The following is a 20,927-nucleotide window of genomic DNA, read 5'->3' as shown; positions in this document are numbered from 1 at the left end:
ATTTGAAGGGCGTTTCGGATGGAGTTCGGACCTTAGTTGCAGCATAGTTTTCCATATGGCTGTCACCATTGGCTTTTCACCAAGCACATCGAGCACCGCGTTGCAGGCGCACACTAAACTCTCCGCGCGTGAAGCCTCTCAGCGCCCATCGGCACTCCCTCGCCGGTGGGTTTGGGGATTTTACGACGGCGTGGAAGAGGGAGTTGCCGGAGCTGCCGACGGCTCCTTTTACCGTTTCAAGAGCATTGGCGATTCAAAATCTAAGAGGTTTCGGGCGTTCTCAATCAATGAGTTCCTTCTAGGAGATCTTTCGGGAGCGATGCCGCAGAAACCCGGCGTGACTTGGATGGAAGAAGAGCATTGGCTATCGCTACTCTCCCTTGCTTCAGTCGCAAGCTTCATTTGTATCGCGGACCCATATCTAGAACATTTCGTCGCAGAACTTATTGAGACGCCACTCCCGGACAGCGCCGATTTCTTGTTGGCACATTCGATCTTGAAGCCCAAATTCCACCGAAAGGCACAATGAGGCCAACGTCCGACTAGGGTCGCGGCCAACCTTTGGCTTTTCTCCGGCAAGCGGACGCCCCGCGTCCCGCGCATCCTTAAATCTCTTGGAGGCTGTAGCGTGCCGGCGATCGTCTCGCCGTGAGATTTAAGGATGGCTCCCTTCGCGGGCGAAGGGGGCGGACGCGCTCCCAAGTCCTCCCCCTGAAGGGGGAGGCGGCCGGAGGCCGGTGGGGGAAGACCGCAAGGAGTCAGCAGTCACTTCCCCCTCCGTCGGCCCGAAGGGGCCGACACCTCCCCCTTCAGGGGGAGGACGTGAAGGGACAGACCGCGCTCAATCCCCGCCCCTCGGAAACAAACCCCAGCCAAATCAACGCCTTGAAAAAAACTTGAGCGCGCCAATCAGACGCGGTCAAAACCCCGCCCATACTGGTCTCACCTGACAGCACGGGAAGGGCGCTAGGCCGGCGACCAAAGCGGCTGTCAGGGGTGGTCGAGCGGGAAGCGCCCGCCGTGGTCTTTAATGACAGCCTGGGTGACGGACTGGACGGGTTCCCTGAAACATCGGGACGAAAACCCAGCGGCTCAGGTCGGAGAGCGCAGCAGGCATGGGCTGAAATCGCCCATGCGGTCCAGGGGGAGCCACTCCCCTGCCCGCCGGAGGCCGAAGTCGGGAGCGGGTTAAAACCCCGCGACCTCGAAGGCTTCCGTCTGAAGACCACGCGGAGCGCTCGTCTTCGTCGAAACGGTACACACGACTAACCTATTCCGGGCGAGGCCCGGGCGCTCCGCAGCCCTTTCCACCCCCATCGCAGCCCCGGCGCGAGGTTGCGAAGCCCTGTCCGTTGGAACGGTCCGCCCGGCTCTTCACCCGCGCAGGGCGGTGAACCACCGCTCCAGGGCCTGGGCCTCAATCGCGAGGTTCTCGACACGCAGCCGCGCCTCTTCATCCTCGCCCCAGTGCTCGGCCTGAAACGCTTCTTCCAGCCGCGACAGATCCAGCGCGGTCAGGCCATCCACCCTTCCCTCGCGCAGGGCCAGGGCCAGAACCGACGAGCCCAGCAAACCCGCGCCATAGGCCACGCCCGCCAGGGTGAAGTCGTCAAAGCCGACCGCCAGGGCCTCGATGGCCGCCAGGCTCTGGGGCGGTTGCGGCGCATGGATGATCCCGGCCACCGGCTTCAGGGCCAGGCCCCAGGTCGCATTGGCCCAGTCCAGCAAGGGCTGCCAGTCGCGGTCCTGACGCTCGACCAGCGGCGTCGGGTGCTCGGCGCGATAGCACAGCAGGTCCGAACCGGCATAGGCGGCCACCTCCCGGGCCACCTCGACGCGGGTCTCGGCGATCCGGTCGATGGCGGTGAAGGCCAGGCGCGTGGCCGGCATGGCGGTGGAGTCGATGACCTTGTCCTGCGCCTCCCACTCGGCCGCGACGAGTTGGGCCAGGGCCAGGCTGGGCAGGACCAGCGGCGAGCGGGCCGGCGACTTGGGCGTGCGGCCGTCCAGCAGCACGGCGAACCCGCCCTCGACAGGCCCGGTGGTCGCGGCCTTGTAGAACCGGCGCGGCTTTTGAAGGAGTTCGGTCTGGTCGGCCACGCGGGTCTTCCTGGGTCGGAGCTTGGAGAAACTGACGCGCTGCTACAGCGGCACGACGTCGAAGGCCATGGTCAGGCGGTGTTCGGGCGAGGTGAAGGCCCGGGTGCCGTGCCACATATAGGAGGGAAACAGCACCAGCATCCCTGGCTGCGGGCGCACCTCGTGCTCGGGCTCCAGGGGCGGACGGGTGACGCAGCCGGGCTGCCCGAACTTGATCCAGCCTTCGCGCCTATCCTCATCGGCCACGCCGCTGGGCAGGTCCAGATAAAAGGCCGACGAGATCCAGCCCTGGGGGTGCACGTGGTCGGCATGGAAGCCGTTGGGCGACAGCCTCACCGACCAGCCGCCGCTGACCCGGAAATCGACGCCGATCCGGGCGCGCAGCGGGTCGTCGCCGGGACCGATATCGGCCAGATACTGCGCCACCACCTTGCGAACCTGGGCGAAGAAGGCCTGAAACAGCGGGTCGGGCGACTGGTGCAGCGAGGGAACCTGGCTGCCGCCGCGCAGGGACTGCTGCAACGGATGGGTCTTGAGGTCGTGCCGCTGGGCCAGCCGGTCGCGCAGGGCGCCCAGATAGGCGTCCAGACTGTCCCAGCCCTCCGGGGTCGGCAGGGTGTAGGCCCGGACAAGGCCCTCATAGTCGTTCAACACCGCACGGCGCGGATCGCCCGACAGTCGCCAGGCCGTGGATTGCAGGGCCAGGCCGTGTTGATCCAGCGGCGCGACCGCCCTGAGGCGTTCAGCGGTCTGGGACGCGGCGGCCGCATCACCGAGCGCCAGATGGGCCTCGGTCAGGGCGATCAGCACCTGCGGCGCCTGCGGGGCGAAGCGTTCGGCGGACTGGGCGTGGGCCAGCATGGCATCGGCCTGGCCGATCTCGCCGGCCATGTGCGAGGCGGCCAGCAACAGCAGGGCGTCGTTCGGCTGGCGGATCAGGGCGTCGCTCAGGGTGGCGAAGGCGGCGGCCTTGTCGCCCGCGAATTCCTCGACGGTGCTCTTGAGCAGGATCAGCTGACTGTCAGCGGGATTGCGCGCCAGCGAAGCGGTCAGGGCCTCCAGCGCATGATTGAGATCGCCCGATCGCATCCAGCGCAGTTGGGCCAGGTTGCGATGGGCCTCGCCGAACCCGTCCCGGCGGGTGACGGCCGCCCGGAACGCAGCCTCGGCCTCGTCATAACGGCTCTGGCCCTGCAGGGCGCGACCCAGCACCAGCCAGGCTTCGGGCACGTCGAGGCCCAGGGCGATGGCCTTGCGGATCGCGGCCTCGCCCTCCTCCGCCTGGGCCAGATCGCCCAAAGTAGCGGCCAGATTGTACCAGGCGATCCGGTCATTGGGCGTGGCGGCCACGACCCGGCGGTTGAAGACCACCGCCTCGTCATGACGGTCGACGCCCTTCAGCGCCGCCGCATGCACGATCAGCATCCCGGGACTGGCCTGCGGCGAGGCCGCATGCACATGCGTCAGGGCGACCGCGTCGGTCGAGCGGCCGTGGTCCAGAAGCGTCCAGGCTTGCCGAACGACCTCCGCCGTCATCGCCGCTTGATCTGCTTCTTCGCAAACGGATCCTGGTCGGCCTCGTCTTCAGAGAAGCCGAACTTGGCAAAGCCCGCCTTCAGCTCGGGGCTGATCGGGGCCTCGATGAACAGCATGCCCACCGACGGGTGCGGCAGCATCACAGAGCGGGCGTGCAGCTGCAGCTTCAGGCCCTCCGACAGCTGGGTCGACTTCTCGTCGCTATATTTCGGATCGCCCAGGATCGGGTGGCCGATGGCCTTCATGTGAGCCCGCAGCTGGTGCGTGCGGCCGGTGTGCGGACGCAGGGCCATGAAGGTGACGCGCGGTCCGGCGCGGCTGATCGAGACGAACTCGGTCTCGGCCGGCTGGGCGTCCTTGTCCTTGGGTTCGGCGGGAACCACCAGTTCGCGGTCGCCCACCCCGCGCTTGGCCAGGTGCAGCTCAATGACGCCCTCGACCGGGTGCGGGTTGCCCTGAACGATGGCCCAGTAGGTCTTCTGGGCCTTGCGCTTGGCGAACGAGCCCGACAGACGCGCGGCGGCTGCGGGCGTCTTGCCCAGCAGCAGCACGCCCGAAGTGTCGCGGTCCAGCCGGTGGACCAGCTTGGGCCGGTTGACGCCCTCGCCCCAGGCCGACAGCAGCTTATCGATATGGTGCGTGGTCTTGGTGCCGCCCTGCACGGCCAGACCGGCGGGCTTGTTCAGCGCCAGCACTTCCTCGTCCTCGTACAGCACCAGCGACTTGGCAAACGCGATGTCGCGCTTGGACAGGGCCAGCTTTTCGTCCGGATCGGGCGCGTCGGGCAGCGGCGGCACGCGCACTTGGCTGCCGGCCGCCAGCTTGGTGTCAGCCTTCACGCGTGAGCCGTCGACCCGCACCTGACCGGAGCGGAACAGCTTGTTGAGCTGGATGTGGTTGAGATGGGGCCAGCGGCGCTTGAACCAGCGGTCCACCCGGGTGCCATCCTCGCCCGCGTCCACATAGAGCGTGCGTACTTCTTTCATGCCGCGAACATCCTGCGGGCGATGAACATCCCCGCGTAAAGGGCCGCCACGGACAAAAGCACGCTGGCGGCGGAATAGGTGAAGGCCTGGGCGTAGGCGCGCTTCTGAATCATCAGCGCAGTCTCCAGCGAAAAGGCCGAGAAGGTCGTAAAGCCGCCCATGACGCCGACGGCGAGCAAAAGGCGGACAGGCTCGTGGTTGGCGTTGCCCCGGTGCGCCAGCCACGAGGCCAGCACGCCCATCAGGAAACCACCGATGATATTGACGGCGAACGTGCCGTAAGGCCAAGCCGATCCCATCAGCCGGAGGGCCTGGGCGCCCACGAGATAGCGGGCGACCGAGCCGACGGCGCCGCCGGCGGCTACGAGAAGCAGTTTGGTCATTGGCTCCTTATGCGCCGAGCGCGCCCAAACGCCAAGTCGTGCGCCGATTGACCGCTTCGATCACCTCAAGATAGACTACACCCCAAGTTCACTCGGGGGCCATATGCGCGGACTGGTTATAACCCTCGCACTCATCATGAGCGCGCCGGTCTCCGGTTGGGCCCTGCCGTCCGTCTCGCCTTCCGGAACCCGCCCACCACCTCGGCTCATGAGTTTCGCGCCTCCGCCCGCAACGGTCGTCTGCGCGAACCGCGAGCTCAGGATCGTTGAGAGCACGCCGCTCCGCGCCCGTATCTGGCAGCCCTGGGTACCGCCGGTGCAATCGGTCACAACGCCGTCGCCCCCACCGTCCGCGCCCGCTTCGGATAGCTATACGTTTTCGATCAATGCCGAGGGCGCAGTGATCGACCTCAACCGCAGCCCTTCGGCCATACCCTGGCAAGCCGATGACCAGACAGCGACCCTGGCGACCTGGCGGTTCGCGCCCGGCGCGCCCGCCACCGGCTGCCGGCTGGACCTCGCGGTCACCACCACGGCCCTGGCCGACGTCACGCCCGCAACTCTATTTGAAGTCATCGCGCTAGAAGGCCGCTCGACACCTGTCGCCCTACGCGAGGCTGTCTCCAAGGGCGGTGACTGTGGTCAGGCACCGTGGCGACGGCCGCACCTCAGGGTCTATCCCGACCTGCGTGCCTTTGATGACAAAAGCATCAACCCGGCATGGGCCGGGATTACCTATGGCATCGATGCAGACGGCGCCGTGCGCGACGTCAAGATCGTCGCCCAGGGTGGCGAAGCAGCCTTCGCAGACACAGCGGCCGCAGCCGTATCAGAAAGCCGCTTTCAGCCCGGAACACCAAAGCGCGGTTGCTACGCAACCTTTTCGGCTCGGCCAATCGCGACACAGGCCCCTCGTCGGCCGGAGGTCGGGACATTTTCCCGTCCCAGTGACGCCTGCAAGGTCACGCAGGCAGAGCTGAACATTCCTGAAGCCAAGCTGTACCCTCCAGCCTACGCCGCCCGGAGGGTCGAGGGCCGGGCCATTGTCCGCTTTGACGTCGCGCCTTGGGGCGCTGTCGGCAACATCGAAGTGCTGGCCTCTCAGCCCAGCGCCGCCTTTGGTGCCGCCGCTCGCAGCCTGGTTGCAGGCGCGCGCCCGGCTCCGCCGCCCAGCGGTTACCGGGGCTGCCTGGTGCCTCTCATCTACGCCATCCCCGACCCGGTCGAGGACGCCTACTGACCGTTGCGAGCGCTGTTTATGGGTCATGGTGAACCGACAGCGTGTGTGCCGTGGAAACCTTTTTTCCGAACCGGCCGTTAAGAACCGGGGAACATGCTGACCGCTCCTCCCGCGAATAGAGTCCGATGTCCCCGACCTCCCCAACTCCGGACCATCCGACAGAACGGCTGTCCCTGCCTGCGCCGGTCCTGCACCGGCTGGCCGGGACAGATCTGATCGCGCGCGGGTCAGTCAACGTCATCAGTATTGCGCCAATCCGGGTCTGGGCCGGCGACTGGTGGGACCAAAAACGCGGCGATGTCTGGACCTATGTCGAGCGCAAGCTGACTGAGCATCTGGATCGACAGGACATGCGCGCCCGCATTTCCGAGAGCGAATTCCTGATCGCCATGAACAACGATCAGGGCCTGGCCGCTCAGGCAACCAGTGTCAAAATTCTGGAAGATGTGCTCACCCACCTGCTCGGATCGGTCGATCTGGACGATATGGGTATCAATTCCGTGATCGGCGTCGATAACGGCGACGCGGTCTGCCGCCGGATCGACGCAGCCACGGTGCTGGCGGCCCGGGCCCGGCGCGACTCCAGTCGCTCGCCCGTGCGGCGCATGGTCGAGCCCAGCGACGAAGCGCGGCGCAGCCCTGTGGCCTTCACCACCGGTAGCGGCGCGGCGTTGCGGGTCGACTTCACGCTGGAGCATGTGGTCAGCCTTCGTCGCAACATCGCCACAGCAATACGCATCGAGCCTGTGGTCACCCATCTGGCCAGCGGCCGCCAGGCCTCGGCCCGCGCGATCAGCCGCCTGCCCGACCGCGATATCGCCTTCATCGATGAGGCCACCCTGAAATATGCCGCCCTGTTCGCCTTCGGGGCCCAGGGCAACGACACGCCCGACCTGATCCTGCCCGCGTCGTTCCGCACCCTGAGCACCCAGCGCGGCCGCGATCTGCTGACCGGCACGCAGGGCCTGTCTCTGGCGCTACTGCGCGGCGGGGTGATGATCGAGTTGATCGACATCACCCGCGGTACGCCGTCCGGACGGCTGCTGGAAGTGGTGGGTCTTCTGAAAGCCCTGACGCGCGGTGTGATCGCCCGCGTATCGCCGGAAAAGGACGCCTTGGTCGGACTCAGGGACGCGCGGCTGGCGGGCCTGACTCTGGACGCCGCCGACCTGATCGGCCCGGCCGAAAAAGTCGCCGTCGACATCATGAACTTTGGCCGCGACGCCAAGGGCCTGACGCCGATGACCTTCCTGCAGGGCTTGCCGGCCGAGGGTTATTTTGCGGCGGCGGAGACCGCCGGCCTGACCCACGCCGCCCTGCGCGCCCACCACCCGCTGGCGGTCAAGGCCGTCGCCTGACGGTCAGGCGCTGCCTCGGCCATAGCCGATAGAGCGGATGATCTCCCTGGCCAGATAGACGTCGGCGTCGTGCGGCGCAGGTCCCCGTCCAAACACCACCTCCAGCGAACGGGTCACGCGGGGGCCAGGGCCCAGGTTGAAACGGGTTGCCACACCCAGACCCAGCGACGAGCGTCCGCCGAAGCTGGCCGAGCCACCACCCACCGTCAGGCGCGGGCCGTCTACGGCACCGCTGGTGGATGTCAGCCGGTCGGTAATCCGGAACCAGTCATAGCCGTCCCGTACCGCCAGTTCGGCGGCGCGCAACAGGGCGTAGTCGGACACCTGCTGAACCGGCGCGCCCGGCCCGCCCTGGAAAGTGACGCGATATCGGCCCGCCTCCAGCCGAAACTCTGAATAGCCAGCGCCCCGTTCGGTGGCGCGGGCGGCGTACAGGGTCGGGGACGCGGCGCAGCCGCCCAGCAGGGCGGTGGCAAGGGCCAGGCTGACGAACGGTTTCATGGCGCTCTCCCTGCAGGATCAAACGGCTGGCGTTGGTCGCTGCTCCGGCGCGGCAAGGCCCAGCCTGTCCAGCATGGCGATCATGTCCGGCGGGATTGGGGCCGTGATGCGACGCTCCCCGCCCTCGGGGTGCGGAAAGACCAGTTGAGCGGCGTGAAGCATCAGGCGCGGAACTGCCGTCCCGCCCAGCATCAAGGCCCCGCCGTAGCGACTGTCGCCCGAGATCGGCCGGCCGATCGAGGCCATGTGAACCCGAAGCTGGTGCATCCGCCCGGTATCCGGCGAAAGCTCGACCAGAGCCGCCGGGGCGTTGGCCGCCAGGGTGCGATAGCGGCTGCGGGCGGTTTCGGCGTCGGGGTGGTCAGGCTCGCAGACCCGCATATAGGCCTCGCGTCCGATGGACTCGCGACGCAGAGGGCTGTCGATCATGCCGCCTTTGGGCTCGGGCGCGCCGGGCGCGACGATGGCCATGTAGGACTTGCGAAACCGCTTGCCCATCAGGGCCTTGCCCAGGAACGCCGCCCCCGGCTTGGTCTTTGCGGTCAGGATCACGCCGGAGGTGTCACGGTCCAGCCGGTGGATCAGGCGCGGACGCGGGCGGCCGGGCCGCGCGAAGGCCCACAGCAGGTCGTCCAGCGTATGGGCCTGAATGCGACCGCCCTGGCTGGAGAGGCCGGCGGGCTTGTTCAGCACGATGACGCTCTCGTCCTCATGGATCACCCACGATCGCGCCAGGGCGATCTCGTCGGGCGTCAGCATGATAGGCGCGTCGGAGGCCTTGGGCTTGGGCGCAAGCGGCGGACGGCGGGGGGGGCGCGTGGTCACTTCCCATCCCTCCGCAGCTTGCCCCAGGCATCGAGCCGTTCCCTGACCTTGGCTTCCGCCCCCACCGCCTTGGGCTCGTAGAACCGGGGTCGCGCCATGCCGTCCGGGAAGTAGTTCTGGCCCGAGACGCCGCCTTCGACGTCGTGGTCATAGGCGTAGCCATCGCCATAGCCGAGCGTCTTCATCAGCTTGGTCGGGGCATTGAGGATATGGGCCGGCGGGGCCAGGGAGCCGGTTTCCTTGGCCGCGCGGCGGGCGGCCTTGTAGGCCATGTAGACAGCGTTTGACTTGGGCGCGCTGGCCATGTGGACCACAGCCTGGGCCAGGGCCAGCTCACCTTCGGGGCTGCCTAGAAAGTCATAGGCGTCCTTGGCCGCCGTGGTCAGCAGCAGGCTTAGCGGATCGGCCGCGCCGATATCTTCCGACGCCATGCGCACCAGCCGGCGGGCGATAAACAGCGGGTCCTCGCCGCCCTCCAGCATCCGGGCCAGCCAGTAGAGCGCGGCGTCCGGATCGCTACCACGCACCGATTTGTGCAGGGCGGAGATGAGGTTGTAGTGCTCCTCGCGATCCTTGTCGTAGGCCGGGCGGCGCTTTTGCAGGAACTGGCCAAGTTGGGTCGCGTTCAGCGGGCTGTCCGTACCGACCGACAGCAGGGTCTCGGTCAGGGTCAGCAGATAGCGGCCATCGCCATCGGCCATGGCGATCAGGGTGAAGCGCGCCTCGGCATCCAGTGGCAGCTTGCGGCCTTCGGCAGCCTCGGCCTTGACCAGCAGCGCCTCCAGCGCGTCCTCGTCCAGGCGCTTGAGCACGAACACCTGGCAGCGCGAGAGCAGAGCGCCGTTGAGCTCGAACGAGGGATTCTCGGTGGTCGCCCCGACCAGGGTGATGACCCCCTCCTCCACGAAGGGCAGAAAACCGTCCTGCTGGGCGCGGTTGAAGCGATGGATCTCGTCGACGAACAGCAGGGTGCTCTGGCCGGCCATGCGGCGGCCCCGCGCCTGCTCGAAGGCCTTCTTCAGATCGGCGACGCCGGAGAACACCGCCGAGATCTGCTGGAACTCATAGCCCCCGGCCTTGGCCAGCAGGCGGGCGATGGTGGTCTTGCCGGTGCCGGGCGGCCCCCACAGGATCATCGAGGCCAGCCTTCTGGCCGCCGCCATGCGGCCAATGGGGCCTTCCGGCCCCAGCAGGTGCTCCTGCCCCACCACCTGCTCAAGCGTCTGCGGCCGCAGGCGCTCGGCGAGTGGAGACGGCGCATGAGGCGTCAGGCCGGCGGCTTGAAAAAGATCAGACATGGGAGAGGTCTACGAAATCCTCGAGGAGACCGCCACGATCATCGCGGCCTCCCCGATCGACTTCCTCAGGGGTTTAACCGCGCCGAGATCCGCTGGCCGCCGCGTTCGATGGTCACCGTCCAGGCCCGGCCGCTACCGGCTGAGACGCTGGCCAGATCAGCGACCGTGCCGATGGCCCGGCCGTTCACCTCGCGGATAAAGTCACCCGGACGCAGGCCGGCGTTCAGCGCAAAGCCCTGCCCCACCTTGGTGACCAGCACACCCTTGCCGGCGAACGGGTCAGCGCCCAGGTCCTGCGCCACGGCCGGTGACAGGTTCATCACGGTCGCGCCCTCGAAAGGGTTGCGGCCCGTCAGGGTGCGCTCGTCGCGGGCCGGGCTTTCCGGTGCGGCCTCGGCCTTGACGGTCAGGGTGCGCTCGGCGTCGTCGCGGCGCACCACCATGGGCACGCGGTCGCCGACCTTGTGGGTGCCGATCGCGAAGGCGCCGCCGCCCTCGTCATTCACGGCCTGGCCGTCGATGGAGAGGATGACATCGTTCTCCTTCAGGCCCGCCTTGTCGGCCGAGGAGCCGGGATAGACCTGGGCCACCAGAACACCGCGCGCCGCCGCCATGCCAAGGCTCCGTGCGATCTCCCCCGTGACCGGCTGGCCCTTCACCCCCAGCCAGGGGCGCACCACGCTGTGGCCGCCGCCCAGGGCCGCATTGACCACCTGGCGCACGACCGCCGCCGGAATGGCGAAACCCACGCCGCTGGACGAGCCCGAACGCGAGATGATGAAGGTGTTGATGCCGATCAGGTCGCCGTCCATGTCGACCAGCGGTCCGCCCGAATTGCCCGGATTGATCGAGGCGTCGGTCTGGATGTAGCTGCCAAACTCGGCGGCCCCCACGTCGGTGCGCGCCAGGGCCGAGACAATGCCGTTCGTGACAGTCTGGCCGACGCCGAAGGGGTTGCCCAGGGCCAGCACCAGGTCGCCGACTTCCAGGGTCTCCTGGTCGTCGATCGCCATCACTGGCAAGCGCTCGCCCTTGGTGTCGATCTTCAGCACCGCCAGGTCGGAGCGCGGATCATCCAGCAGGACGGTGGCCGGGAACTCCCGGCGATCCGCCAGCTGAACGGTGATGTCGCTCATGCCGTCGATATTGTGATGATTGGTGATGATCACCCCGTCGGCGCGGACGATGGCGCCAGACCCCAGCGAGCCCTGCACCTGGGCGCGCGGCGCGCCGCCGCCTCCCCCCATGAAGAAGTCCCAGAACGGATCGCGGGCCTGCTGGCGCACCACCCGGCGGCTGGCGACATTGACCACGGCCGGGGCGGTCTTCTTCACCACCGGCGCGAACGAAGCCTTCATCGAGCCGGGATCGGCGGGCGCGCTGCGGGTGGGCTGGGCCAGTTCGGGGATCGACTGGGCGCTGGACTGGCCTTGGGGCGAACAGGCCGCCAGCAGGATGAGGGCGGGAAACAAAGCGCGCTGGGCTCGCATAGGTGTGGAGCGTCTCCTTGGAAGCGACCCGGACATCGCCTGAGCTTTCGGGCGCATTGATGGCCGCGCGGTGTCCTGACCGGTCAGGCCGGGCGCGGTTCGGCTGAGATAGGGTGGGCAAAGCGGAAAGCCAGAGCCGTGCCGGCCAGCATCAAGGCCGCAGCGATCAGCACCGGCAGGCCCGGCATGTGCAGGGTCGCATCGTGCCGCACCGCCCAGGCGAACGGGGCCAGATACAGAGTCGGACCAATGATCGACGTGATGCCCATCATCGCCGAATTGGCGCCCTGCAGCTGCCCCTGTTGCTGGGGCGAGACCCGGCGGGTCATCAGGCCCTGCAAGCCCGGCTGGATCAGGCCCGAGAACGCGAAGATCGGCAGACCGCAAAGATACAGCCAGCCCGCCGGAGCCAGGCCGTAGATCAGAAAGCCGCCAAAGCCGCAGAACAGGCCGATCAGCAGCGCGCCGCGCTCGCCCACCGCCTTGACGATCCGGCCGACCAGAAAGGCCTGCAGCAGGATCCCGGCGATGCCACTGGCCATCAGGGTCAGGCCGATGGTCTGCACCGACCACTGATAGCGAAAGCCCATATACAGCACGAAGACCGACGGCAGAACGTTGTGGGCCAGTTGGAACAGGAAGCCGACACCGGCCAGGCCCAGCAGGTCAGGCTTGCTCCGCAGCAGGGCCAGCGAGCCGAGCGGATTGGCCTTTTTCCAGTCGAAGGTCTTGATCCGGCGCTCGGGCGGCAGGGATTCAGGCAGCACGAAATAGCCATACAGCCAGTTGCACAGGGCCAGGGCCGCGCAGACCAGGAACGGCAGGCGGTGATCAAACTGCCATAGCCAGCCGCCCAGGGCCGGACCGAAGGTAAAGCCGACCCCGAACGCCGCCCCCATCAGGCCAAAGCCCTTGGCGCGGTTCTCCGGCGTGGTGACGTCGGCCACATAGGCGCCGGCGGTCGAGAAGCTGGCCGCGGTCATGCCGTTGAAGATCCGCCCGACAAACAGCCACCACAGGCTGGGCGCGAAGGCCATGAACAGGAAGTCGACACCCAGGCCGAAGATCGAGGTCAGGATCACCGGGCGACGGCCAAAGCGGTCGGACAACAGGCCCAGCACCGGCGCGCAGATAAACTGCATCACGCCCCAGGTGGTGGCGAACAGCACGTTCCAAAGGGCGGCATCGGCCGTATCGCCGCCGTTGAACCGCTTCACAAGCTCGGGCAGCACCGGGATCATCACGCCCAGCGACAGCACGTCCATCACGGCGGTGACGAAGATAAAACCCAGGGCCGCCTGTCGGCGTCCGCCCGTGATGGTCTGAGTCATGCGTTGCCCTCCCCGGCGGTCCCTAGTTGCCGGTCTGCGACCGCGACCGCAAGGCCGCCCAGCAGGTCACGCCACCATTCCCCGTGCCGGCGCAGGAACAGGCCGTCGGGGAAGGTGTGGCGCGCCACATGCGCGGTCGGCACGCTGTCCCAGCCGCGATGCTCGATCGTGACCCGCGTGCCGTCCTCGACAACCTCAAAGCGGACCTCGACCTCGGTGTCCATGTCAGGCGCGAAGGTCGCCTGCCGCCAGCCGACCACCAGCCGCTGACCCGGCTCCCAGACCCGCACCCTGCCGACCTCAAACACCTTGCCCGAGGCCAGGCGTTCGACCAGACGACGCCCGCCCTCGCCGTCTTCAAAGGCCATGACGCCCGGCGACCTCGGCGTGAAGGCGAAGAGCGAATTGGGCCGCCACCATGCGGCGATCTCGGTAGTGAAGGCCTCGAACACCCGCATCGGCGAGGCCTTGATGCGCAGGGCGACAACGACACGCGAACTCATGAGCCCTCCACGTGCGCCTTCAGCGCCGACAGTTGGTCGACCCAATGCTCTTCGGCGGCCTCAAGCCAGGCCTTCAGTTCATCCATCGGCCCGGCCTGGAGGGCATAGACGCGCACACGCGCATCAAACGCCGGATGGCTTTCCGCAATCAGGCCCGACTGCCGCAGGGCGCGCAGATGCCGGCTCATGGCAGGCGCACTCAGGCCTACAGCCTGGGCCAGTTCGCCGGCCCGATGCGGTCTGGCCCGCAGCAGATCCACCACCTGCCGACGATGCGGATCGGCCAAGGCGGCCAGGGTCAGATCCAGCGAGGCGCTCATGCGGCGTTGAGCGTCACAGGCGGCTGTCGATCTTGAGGCCACTACGACGCTCCATCTCTTCGATCGAGAGCGTTTCGACGGGTTGCGACACCGTCCAGATGTGGCCTTCGGGATCTTTGCAGCGATAGGTGCGGTCGCCATAGAACTGGTTGGCGGGCTCGACCAGGATTACCGCGCCGGCCGCCCTCGCCCGTTCGCAGTGCGCGTCGAGATCGCCCTCGCTCAGGCTGATATGCACCGTCTGGGTGTTCTTGCCGCCGACCGAGGCCGGGCTCTTGTGGTCGTCGCTCCACTCGTTGCCGACCATCACGCAGGCATTGCCAAAGCGCATTTCCGAATGGCCGAGATTGCCGTCAGCGTCCTCGACCAGGAACACCAGTTCAAAGCCGAACGCCTTTTCCAGCCATTCCAGCGCAGCCTTGGGATCGCGATAAGAAACCGACGAAGTCAGGTTGGGACGCCAGTCGCTCATGCCGGTGTTTCCTTATGGATATTGGAAATATTTAACCCATATTGAAACCATCTGCACAAGGGAGATTTTCCCCACTTCTACGGGGAGGTCACGGCCCGCGGGGTCAGCGCAGGGCCGCGCCGATCACCTTGAGGCTGCCATCACTCTTGGCGGGCTTCACGTCCGAGATCCTGGCCAGCAATGAATAGACATCGACATTGTCGAACACCGGCAGGATTACGCCCGACTTGATCGATGGCCCGTGCGCCACGAACACCGCCTGCATGGCAGGATCATAGGGATCGAACCCATGCTGCCCGCCATCCATCTGATCCCACTTGCCGGGCTTCTGCATTGCCGCGCGGGTCGTCACATACCAGCCGGTCTGCGACAGACAGATGATCGCCGGCACACGCGGATTGCGGCCATAGTGATAACGCTTGGGGATTTGGCCCTTGCGCCAGCAGGTCAGGTGCGGCAGCGGCTTGCGCAGCAGGGCGGCCTCGACATAGGCTCCCTCGCCGGGCTTGGGGTTGAGGCCGACCACAGCGCCTGTGGTGACCAATTGCACCTTCGACAGGTCCAGCACATCGTCCAGCGGCCAGCGCTGGCTGGCGGGCACGGGTGCCATGCCGTGGTCGGCGACGATCACGATGTCGGTGGTCTCGAACCGCCCCTTGGCCTTCAGTCCCGCCACCAGGCGCGCAATAGCCTGATCGACCTCGGCCGCGGCGGCGCGAACCTGAGGCGATGCCGGGCCGTAGTGATGGCCCTCGGTGTCGACGATGTCGAAATAGAGGGTGGCGAAGCGCAGGTCTGGCCCCTTGGGATCGTCGATCCAGGACAGCAGGGTGTCGACGCGCTGGCTGGACGGCATGGTCTGGTCGAACACCGACCATCGCGAGGGGCGGACGCCGTCGATCTGGGCCTCGGAGCCGGGCCAGAACATTGCGCCGGCGCGCTTGCCCTGCTGCTCGGCGGTCACCCAGAACGGCGGTGCCTGATCCCACCAGCGTCCGTCATGAACAGCCTGGCTATTGCTCATCGAGAAGCGCCCCCCCGGTATGGCGGGGTCTTCCATGACGTTGTTGACGATGCCGTTGATGTCGGGCCGGCGGCCGGTGATCAGGGCATAGTGGTTGGGAAAGGTCAGGCTGGGGAAGGACGGCCGCATGGCGGCGCGAGCGCCATTGGCCGCCAGAGCGCTGATCGCCGGGGTGTCACCGCGATCCAGATAGTCGGCCCGGAAGCCGTCGATGGACACCAGGATCGTCAGCCGACTCCTGGACGGCTCGGCAGGCCCTGTCGAGACGCAGGCCGACAGGAACAGCGCGAGCCCAAGCGCGACGGCGCGAAACAGATGCAGCATGATCCTACCCAAGCCCGAACCCGAAAACACAATGCATGCCCGTCGCAGGTCTCGGTCGTATGACAGGCGCGCATGACCTCGTCTTAACTTGGCGCGCGCAAACCGCACCCCCATAGTCGCCGGCAACGACAGGATTCTCTGCCCATGGACGACGCCAGCGCATGACCATCGCTCTTGAGGCTTCAGGCCTCGTCAAGACGTACGGAGCGGTTCGCGCGCTCGACGACTTGTCCCTCGCCATACCCGCCGGCGGCGTGTTTGGCGTGCTGGGTCCCAACGGCGCGGGCAAGAGCACGCTGTTTCGCATCGCCCTTGGCCTGGTGCGCCCCACCAGCGGCGCGGCGCGGCTGTTCGGCGCCCCGGCCGGCGACATGGCGGCGCTCCGAAAGGTGGGCGCGATGATCGAGACCCCGCGCTATCCGCCCTATCTGACCGCCCGCGACACCCTGACCATGCTGGCCCTGGAAAGCGGCGTCAGGGACGCCGATATCGGCGGCTGGCTGGAGCGCGTGGGCCTGGCTCAGGCTGCTGACCGCCCGACCAATGGCTTTTCGGTCGGCATGAAACAGCGCCTGGGCCTGGCGGCGGCGTTCTTCACCCGCCCTGAACTGGTGATCCTGGACGAGCCGACCAGCGGCATGGACCCAGCGGGCATCCAGGAGATCCGGGCCCTGATCGTCGATCTGGCCAAGCGCGAGGGCGTCACCGTCATCCTGGCCAGCCACCAGCTCGACGAGGTCAAGCGGGTCTGCGACCGGGTGGTCATCCTGTCCAAGGGCAAGATCGCCGCCGAGGGCGCAGTAGACGCCCTGACCGCCAGCCAGGTGCGCCTGCGCCTGGTCGTCTCTCCCGTCGCGCAGGTTCTGGCGGTGCTAGGCGACAGGGGCGAGGCCGATGGCGAGGACGCCGTTCTGGCCGACATCCCCCGCAACGAAGCCCCTGCCCTGATCAAGGCCCTGGTCGAGGCCGGCGTCGAGATCACCGAGGCGCGCTGGCGTGAGGCTGATCTGGAAGGCGTCTATCTGAAAACCCTCAAAACTGCGGGAGCGGCCTGATGTTCGCCAACGCCATCGCCGCCGAGCGCTTCCGTCTGCTGCGCGACCGAGGGGCCCTCTTCTGGGGCTTCATCTTCGCGCCCCTGGTGGGCTTCTTCCTGAGCGTCGCCGGAGAGTTCTTCCTGCGCAAGCTCGCCAAGAAACCCCTGACCGGCATGCCGCTCGACCTGGTCGGACAGGTGATCAAGGCGCTGGGGGACGGTGCCTCGATCTTTCCTGCCCTGTTTCTGGCCATCGGCGCGGCCGCCATCCTGGCCGGCGACTATCGTTGGGAGACCTGGCGCCTGCTGACGCCGCGCAACAGCCGCCCTCACCTGCTGGGGGCCAAGCTGGTGGTCGTCGGAGAGGCCATCCTTTGGAACCTGGTCCTCACAGTCGCCCTGAGCCTTCTGGCCAGCGTCATCGGCGCGTCGATCAGCGGTCGTTCCCTTACGGCTTCGGCTTCCGGCGCGGGCTTGGCCCAGATTGCGGGGGTTCTCGCCATCACCTGGCTGGAAGCGATGACCCTGGCGTCGCTGGCCGCCCTCATCGCTGTCATCGCCCGCTCGCCCATGGGAGCCGTCGTCGCCGTGGTGGTGGTGAGATTCGCCCAGTCCATCCTGGCGGTTGGCCTCCAGGGCCTGGATCCCACGCCCAACTGGAAGACCCTAGCCATCCCCGGCTATAGCGCTGACCTCCTCAGGGGTTTTGTCGCCGCTCCCGACCACACCGGACTGGAAAGCGGCCCATTGGGCGTGGCGCTGCTGGTGTTGATCGCCTGGACGGCGGTTCTGGCGACCGGGGCGATCCTGCTGTTCCAACGGCAGGACCTGACGCGGGAATAGGTCACCGGAGATGGGCAAACGCCGCCTTCTTGCAAGCCTGACGGGCCTGATTCCACTCGGCCTGGCGCTGACGGCCTGCACCTCAAACGGTGTTGCTACGCTTTCGGAGCAAATCCAGGAGGATGTGTTCCGGGCTGAGTCCCTCGCTGAGGAGAAGCGCTGGATAGCCAAAGGCATCGACAGCCCGCTGATGCTGGGCGGTCCGTTCGCCAGACGGCCCGCGCGCTGTCTGCCGACTCGACAGACCGATGTCTTCGTGTGCCGTACGATCACCATGGAACGCAGGACGTCGCTCTGGAAAGCCCAGGACATGCGGTTCCGTCGCTACGGACAGGCTTGGGGCTATGACCCGGCACGCTATGACGAAATCGAGGGCCCTTATCGGCTGGCGGCTCCCGACGGGCCGGCGTCCACCCATGTATGCTACGACAAGCGAACAGACTGCCTGGAACGCATATCCGGCGTCGTCTTTACCTGGGGTGCCGACAAGGCCTATGTCGTCGCGGCACGGCACCCGCTGAACCCCGACACCGGCGAGATCGACAGGCGACGGACCGAGTACTTCTACATTGACCGTAGAGTTGACGACGGAGGGCCGTTTCCGTCCCAGGCCGTACGCGGTCCCTTTTCCGCAGACGCCTATGCGGCGGAGGTGCTGCGCCTGAAACTGCCGCCGATGGAGGAGGCCTACGACCCGGGCCTGCAATGATCTGGTGGCCCTAGGCCTGAACCTCGGCGACCTTCGGCTTCCCGGCCAGAAGACGCGGGACGGACCAGCCAGCCACGAAGGGCATGACTAGACCGATCACCGCCACCCACAGCGGATGGGGGATCATGGCGATGCTCATGATCACCCCCAGCAGATTGAACATCGGCCCGACCCACGCCGTCCACGTCTTTCGGCCGATCAGATAGCCGACCACGGCGCTGCCGAACGCCCCGGCAGCCCATCCCGCCACCAGCATGGCAAGGGCTGCGACGGGCATTGATTCCGCAAAGACCTTCAATTGAGCCGGGTCGCTGAGGTTCAGACCTGGCGGCGGGGGAAAGGCCTTCATCAGGCCCTTCTCGAAAAGGCTGACCAGCAAAACATTGGTGATCACCGCGCCCAGCACGGCCAGTATCGCCCTGAAGATCATGTCGCTCTCTCCGCCCCCGATGGCGACAAGTGTGCGGCAGGCAGGACAGACTGTCCAATCATGCCCCGAAACGACAAAAGGCCCCGGATCGCTCCGGGGCCTTCTGCGTCAGCCGGGGCTGAGAATTAGTCTTCGGCTTGGGCCGAGTAGTCCGGGCCCGAGTCCTTGCCCTTGGCCGAGACGTCGCGGTCGACGAACTCGATCACGGCCAGCGGGGCGTTGTCGCCGTAGCGGAAGCCGGCCTTCAGGACGCGGATATAGCCGCCCTGACGGGTCTGGTAGCGCGGGCCGATGGCGGCGAACAGCTTGCCGACCTGCTCAACGTCGCGAACGATGCTGATGGCCTGACGACGGGCGTGCAGATCGCCGCGCTTGGCCAGGGTGACCAGCTTTTCGACGAAGGGACGCAGTTCCTTGGCCTTGGGCAGGGTGGTGACGATCTGCTCGTGCTTGATCAGCGAGGCCGACATGTTGGCGAACATGGCGGTGCGGTGAGCGGACGTACGGCCGAGTTTACGGTGAGCTTTACCGTGACGCATTGTAGTGTCTCCCGGGCCTTGGCCCGCAGTGGCGCGATCTAGCGCTGATTGTCACCCATCCCAGCCTGTTCCCGGCCGGGTCAGAACGAAGCGCCGGGGCCCTCCACCGCAGTTGCGGCTTCAAAAGGCCCAGGCCGCCCGCCGTCCCCGAAGGGTGGCGAGCGGCCCGGATCGAGCGCGATATAGTTGTCTTAGATCTGGTCTTCGAACTTCTTGGCCAGGTCTTCGATATTTTCGGGCGGCCAGTTCGGCACGTCCATGCCCAGGTGCAGCGCCATGCCAGCCAGCACTTCCTTGATTTCGTTCAAGGACTTGCGGCCGAAGTTCGGCGTGCGCAGCATCTCGGCTTCGGTCTTCTGGATCAGATCGCCGATGTAGACGATGTTGTCGTTCTTCAGGCAGTTGGCCGAACGAACCGACAGTTCCAGCTCATCGACCTTCTTCAGGAGCGCCGGGTTGAACGGCAGCTCAGGCTTGGCCTCGTCGGCCGACTTGGCCTTGGGCTCTTCGAAGGTGATGAAGATCTGCAGTTGGTCTTGCAGGATCCGGGCGGCGTAGGCCACGGCGTCCACCGGAGTGACGGCGCCGTTGGTTTCGACTTCCAGGATCAGCTTGTCATAGTCCAGCGACTGGCCCTGACGGGTCGGCTCAACGCGATAGGCGACGCGCTTGACCGGGCTGTACAGGGCGTCGACGGCGATCAGGCCGATCGGCGCATCTTCGGGACGATTCTTGTCGGCCGGGACGTAGCCCTTACCGGTGTTGACCGTGAACTCCATGCGCACAGTGGCGCCGTCGTCCAGCGTGCAGAGCACGTGGTCGGGGTTCAGGATCTCGATGTCCGAAGGCGTTTCGATCTGACCCGCAGTCACCGGGCCGGGGCCGGTGGCACGGAGCGTCATGCGCTTCGGGCCCTCGGCGTGCATGCGCACGGCCAGTTGCTTGATGTTCAGAACGATGTCGACGACGTCTTCGCGGACGCCTTCGAGCGAGGAGAATTCATGTACGACGCCATCAATCTGGATGGCGGTAACGGCGGCGCCCTGAAGCGAGGAGAGCAGGACGCGGCGCAGAGCGTTGCCGAGCGTCACACCGAAGCCACGCTCGAGAGGCTCAGCCACGATCCGCGCCTTGCGGGTCGCGTCGGCGCCAGTCTCGATTTGCGGCTTCTCAGGACGGATCAGCTCGTTCCAGTTTCTTTCGATCACGTGGTCGATCCCTTGAACGCGGCTCGCCGGCCGCGTTTTGCGCAGCCGGCGAAGGAGAATTGTGTCTTAAAAGTACTAGACGCGACGACGCTTGGGCGGACGGCAGCCGTTGTGCGGGATCGGCGTCACGTCGCGGATCGTCGTGATGGTCATGCCTGCAGCCTGAAGGGCGCGCAGAGCCGACTCACGGCCCGAACCCGGACCCGACACGTTGACCTCGAGGGTCTTCACGCCGTGCTCGGCAGCCTTCTTGCCCGCGTCTTCCGCAGCCATTTGAGCGGCGTACGGGGTCGACTTGCGCGAACCCTTGAAGCCCATCGCGCCGGCGCTGGACCAGGAGATGGTGTTCCCCTGGGCGTCGGTGATGGTGATCATGGTATTGTTGAACGAGGCGTTCACGTGCGCCACGCCCGAGGTGATGTTCTTGCGTTCGCGCTTTTTAACGCGACCCGTTTCCTTGGCCATCGTCAG

The 20,927-nt window shown here is 66.6% G+C and carries 23 protein-coding genes; 6 read left to right on the top strand and 17 right to left on the bottom strand.

Going from position 1 to position 20,927, the window contains the following annotated elements:
• Window positions 1-55 precede the first annotated feature (55 nt).
• Window positions 56-529, top strand: a complete 474-nt coding sequence (locus tag ACW179_RS13030) for a hypothetical protein (protein ID WP_492059918.1) — start codon at window positions 56-58, stop codon at window positions 527-529.
• 845 nt (window positions 530-1,374) lie between these two features.
• Here ACW179_RS13030 and ACW179_RS13025 read toward each other — a convergent pair.
• From ACW179_RS13025 to crcB, 4 genes are read right to left on the bottom strand one after another with little or no spacing between them, the layout of a single operon-like run.
• Entirely contained in the window at window positions 1,375-2,100 is a 726-nt protein-coding gene (locus ACW179_RS13025; protein ID WP_492059917.1) for an ATP12 family chaperone protein, read from the bottom strand.
• A gap of 42 nt (window positions 2,101-2,142) precedes the next feature.
• Window positions 2,143-3,636, bottom strand: a complete 1,494-nt coding sequence (locus tag ACW179_RS13020; RefSeq protein WP_492059916.1) for a 2OG-Fe(II) oxygenase family protein — start codon at window positions 3,634-3,636, stop codon at window positions 2,143-2,145.
• Complete coding sequence (locus ACW179_RS13015; protein WP_492059915.1) at window positions 3,633-4,622, bottom strand: RluA family pseudouridine synthase; 990 nt, start codon at window positions 4,620-4,622, stop codon at window positions 3,633-3,635. The genes ACW179_RS13020 and ACW179_RS13015 overlap by 4 nt, the downstream gene beginning before the upstream one ends.
• The gene (gene crcB / locus ACW179_RS13010) at window positions 4,619-5,005 is read right to left on the bottom strand and encodes a fluoride efflux transporter CrcB (protein WP_492059914.1); all 387 of its coding nucleotides are present in this window, start codon (window positions 5,003-5,005) and stop codon (window positions 4,619-4,621) included. The genes ACW179_RS13015 and crcB overlap by 4 nt, the downstream gene beginning before the upstream one ends.
• Window positions 5,006-5,321: 316 nt before the next feature.
• Between crcB and ACW179_RS13005 the strand changes: the two genes are divergently transcribed.
• Window positions 5,322-6,245: an energy transducer TonB gene (locus tag ACW179_RS13005; RefSeq protein WP_492059913.1), complete on the top strand. Its 924-nt coding sequence runs from the start codon at window positions 5,322-5,324 to the stop codon at window positions 6,243-6,245.
• 125 nt (window positions 6,246-6,370) lie between these two features.
• Window positions 6,371-7,603, top strand: coding sequence for a hypothetical protein (locus ACW179_RS13000; protein WP_492059912.1), 1,233 nt, complete (start codon window positions 6,371-6,373; stop codon window positions 7,601-7,603).
• 3 nt (window positions 7,604-7,606) lie between these two features.
• Here ACW179_RS13000 and ACW179_RS12995 read toward each other — a convergent pair whose 3' ends face one another.
• The 9 genes from ACW179_RS12995 to ACW179_RS12955 form a co-directional block, all read right to left on the bottom strand.
• Window positions 7,607-8,104, bottom strand: coding sequence for a CC0125/CC1285 family lipoprotein (locus ACW179_RS12995; protein ID WP_492059911.1), 498 nt, complete (start codon window positions 8,102-8,104; stop codon window positions 7,607-7,609).
• A gap of 18 nt (window positions 8,105-8,122) precedes the next feature.
• Window positions 8,123-8,863, bottom strand: a complete 741-nt coding sequence (locus ACW179_RS12990) for an RluA family pseudouridine synthase (RefSeq protein WP_492064310.1) — start codon at window positions 8,861-8,863, stop codon at window positions 8,123-8,125.
• 62 nt (window positions 8,864-8,925) lie between these two features.
• Complete coding sequence (locus ACW179_RS12985) at window positions 8,926-10,227, bottom strand: replication-associated recombination protein A (protein ID WP_492059910.1); 1,302 nt, start codon at window positions 10,225-10,227, stop codon at window positions 8,926-8,928.
• 65 nt (window positions 10,228-10,292) lie between these two features.
• A complete protein-coding gene (locus tag ACW179_RS12980) occupies window positions 10,293-11,753 on the bottom strand; it encodes a DegQ family serine endoprotease (protein ID WP_492059909.1) in 1,461 nt (486 codons plus the stop codon).
• A gap of 47 nt (window positions 11,754-11,800) precedes the next feature.
• On the bottom strand, window positions 11,801-13,048 hold the full coding sequence (locus ACW179_RS12975) for a TCR/Tet family MFS transporter (RefSeq protein ID WP_492059908.1): 1,248 nt from the start codon (window positions 13,046-13,048) through the stop codon (window positions 11,801-11,803).
• The gene (locus ACW179_RS12970; protein ID WP_492059907.1) at window positions 13,045-13,551 is read right to left on the bottom strand and encodes an SRPBCC domain-containing protein; all 507 of its coding nucleotides are present in this window, start codon (window positions 13,549-13,551) and stop codon (window positions 13,045-13,047) included. Before ACW179_RS12970 ends, ACW179_RS12975 begins: the two co-directional genes overlap by 4 nt.
• The gene (locus ACW179_RS12965; RefSeq protein ID WP_492059906.1) at window positions 13,548-13,871 is read right to left on the bottom strand and encodes an ArsR/SmtB family transcription factor; all 324 of its coding nucleotides are present in this window, start codon (window positions 13,869-13,871) and stop codon (window positions 13,548-13,550) included. Before ACW179_RS12965 ends, ACW179_RS12970 begins: the two co-directional genes overlap by 4 nt.
• Before the next feature lie 13 nt (window positions 13,872-13,884).
• Window positions 13,885-14,343, bottom strand: a complete 459-nt coding sequence (locus tag ACW179_RS12960; RefSeq protein WP_492059905.1) for a VOC family protein — start codon at window positions 14,341-14,343, stop codon at window positions 13,885-13,887.
• 103 nt (window positions 14,344-14,446) lie between these two features.
• A complete protein-coding gene (locus ACW179_RS12955) occupies window positions 14,447-15,691 on the bottom strand; it encodes an alkaline phosphatase family protein (RefSeq protein ID WP_492059904.1) in 1,245 nt (414 codons plus the stop codon).
• Between the two features lie 161 nt (window positions 15,692-15,852).
• Here ACW179_RS12955 and ACW179_RS12950 point away from each other — a divergent pair, with 161 nt between their 5' ends.
• From ACW179_RS12950 to ACW179_RS12940, 3 genes are read left to right on the top strand one after another with little or no spacing between them, the layout of a single operon-like run.
• Window positions 15,853-16,746, top strand: coding sequence for an ABC transporter ATP-binding protein (locus ACW179_RS12950; protein WP_492059903.1), 894 nt, complete (start codon window positions 15,853-15,855; stop codon window positions 16,744-16,746).
• Window positions 16,746-17,570, top strand: coding sequence for an ABC transporter permease (locus tag ACW179_RS12945; protein WP_492059902.1), 825 nt, complete (start codon window positions 16,746-16,748; stop codon window positions 17,568-17,570). The genes ACW179_RS12950 and ACW179_RS12945 overlap by 1 nt, the downstream gene beginning before the upstream one ends.
• 10 nt (window positions 17,571-17,580) lie before the next feature.
• Window positions 17,581-18,279, top strand: coding sequence for a hypothetical protein (locus ACW179_RS12940; protein WP_492059901.1), 699 nt, complete (start codon window positions 17,581-17,583; stop codon window positions 18,277-18,279).
• 10 nt (window positions 18,280-18,289) lie between these two features.
• On the opposite strand, the gene ACW179_RS12935 is transcribed toward ACW179_RS12940, so the two are convergent.
• The 4 genes from ACW179_RS12935 to rpsK form a co-directional block, all read right to left on the bottom strand.
• Window positions 18,290-18,709: a hypothetical protein gene (locus ACW179_RS12935; RefSeq protein ID WP_492059900.1), complete on the bottom strand. Its 420-nt coding sequence runs from the start codon at window positions 18,707-18,709 to the stop codon at window positions 18,290-18,292.
• A gap of 125 nt (window positions 18,710-18,834) precedes the next feature.
• Window positions 18,835-19,248: a 50S ribosomal protein L17 gene (gene rplQ / locus ACW179_RS12930; protein WP_419251717.1), complete on the bottom strand. Its 414-nt coding sequence runs from the start codon at window positions 19,246-19,248 to the stop codon at window positions 18,835-18,837.
• A 191-nt stretch (window positions 19,249-19,439) separates the two neighbouring features.
• The gene (locus ACW179_RS12925) at window positions 19,440-20,456 is read right to left on the bottom strand and encodes a DNA-directed RNA polymerase subunit alpha (RefSeq protein ID WP_062145568.1); all 1,017 of its coding nucleotides are present in this window, start codon (window positions 20,454-20,456) and stop codon (window positions 19,440-19,442) included.
• A gap of 75 nt (window positions 20,457-20,531) precedes the next feature.
• The gene (rpsK, locus tag ACW179_RS12920) at window positions 20,532-20,921 is read right to left on the bottom strand and encodes a 30S ribosomal protein S11 (protein ID WP_492059899.1); all 390 of its coding nucleotides are present in this window, start codon (window positions 20,919-20,921) and stop codon (window positions 20,532-20,534) included.
• Between the last annotated feature and the right edge of the window lie 6 nt (window positions 20,922-20,927).

The sequence above is a fragment of the Caulobacter sp. AVps18 genome (assembly GCF_058681425.1).
This window is presented reverse-complemented; position numbering and strand designations above follow the sequence as displayed.

What these genes read in the sequence shown, in the direction of transcription:
- ACW179_RS13015 (WP_492059915.1), bottom strand. Translation starts at nt 4,622, where the DNA reads ATGAAAGAAGTACGCACGCTCTATGTGGACGCGGGCGAGGATGGCACC.
- ACW179_RS12955 (WP_492059904.1), bottom strand. Translation starts at nt 15,691, where the DNA reads ATGCTGCATCTGTTTCGCGCCGTCGCGCTTGGGCTCGCGCTGTTCCTG.
- ACW179_RS12990 (WP_492064310.1), bottom strand. Translation starts at nt 8,863, where the DNA reads ATGCTGACGCCCGACGAGATCGCCCTGGCGCGATCGTGGGTGATCCAT.
- rplQ (WP_419251717.1), bottom strand. Translation starts at nt 19,248, where the DNA reads ATGCGTCACGGTAAAGCTCACCGTAAACTCGGCCGTACGTCCGCTCAC.
- ACW179_RS13000 (WP_492059912.1), top strand. Translation starts at nt 6,371, where the DNA reads ATGTCCCCGACCTCCCCAACTCCGGACCATCCGACAGAACGGCTGTCC.
- ACW179_RS12980 (WP_492059909.1), bottom strand. Translation starts at nt 11,753, where the DNA reads ATGTCCGGGTCGCTTCCAAGGAGACGCTCCACACCTATGCGAGCCCAG.
- ACW179_RS12950 (WP_492059903.1), top strand. Translation starts at nt 15,853, where the DNA reads ATGACCATCGCTCTTGAGGCTTCAGGCCTCGTCAAGACGTACGGAGCG.
- ACW179_RS12960 (WP_492059905.1), bottom strand. Translation starts at nt 14,343, where the DNA reads ATGAGCGACTGGCGTCCCAACCTGACTTCGTCGGTTTCTTATCGCGAT.
- ACW179_RS12965 (WP_492059906.1), bottom strand. Translation starts at nt 13,871, where the DNA reads ATGAGCGCCTCGCTGGATCTGACCCTGGCCGCCTTGGCCGATCCGCAT.
- ACW179_RS13030 (WP_492059918.1), top strand. Translation starts at nt 56, where the DNA reads ATGGCTGTCACCATTGGCTTTTCACCAAGCACATCGAGCACCGCGTTG.
- ACW179_RS12935 (WP_492059900.1), bottom strand. Translation starts at nt 18,709, where the DNA reads ATGATCTTCAGGGCGATACTGGCCGTGCTGGGCGCGGTGATCACCAAT.
- ACW179_RS12985 (WP_492059910.1), bottom strand. Translation starts at nt 10,227, where the DNA reads ATGTCTGATCTTTTTCAAGCCGCCGGCCTGACGCCTCATGCGCCGTCT.
- ACW179_RS12995 (WP_492059911.1), bottom strand. Translation starts at nt 8,104, where the DNA reads ATGAAACCGTTCGTCAGCCTGGCCCTTGCCACCGCCCTGCTGGGCGGC.
- ACW179_RS12945 (WP_492059902.1), top strand. Translation starts at nt 16,746, where the DNA reads ATGTTCGCCAACGCCATCGCCGCCGAGCGCTTCCGTCTGCTGCGCGAC.
- ACW179_RS12975 (WP_492059908.1), bottom strand. Translation starts at nt 13,048, where the DNA reads ATGACTCAGACCATCACGGGCGGACGCCGACAGGCGGCCCTGGGTTTT.
- crcB (WP_492059914.1), bottom strand. Translation starts at nt 5,005, where the DNA reads ATGACCAAACTGCTTCTCGTAGCCGCCGGCGGCGCCGTCGGCTCGGTC.
- rpsK (WP_492059899.1), bottom strand. Translation starts at nt 20,921, where the DNA reads ATGGCCAAGGAAACGGGTCGCGTTAAAAAGCGCGAACGCAAGAACATC.
- ACW179_RS12970 (WP_492059907.1), bottom strand. Translation starts at nt 13,551, where the DNA reads ATGAGTTCGCGTGTCGTTGTCGCCCTGCGCATCAAGGCCTCGCCGATG.
- ACW179_RS13020 (WP_492059916.1), bottom strand. Translation starts at nt 3,636, where the DNA reads ATGACGGCGGAGGTCGTTCGGCAAGCCTGGACGCTTCTGGACCACGGC.
- ACW179_RS12940 (WP_492059901.1), top strand. Translation starts at nt 17,581, where the DNA reads ATGGGCAAACGCCGCCTTCTTGCAAGCCTGACGGGCCTGATTCCACTC.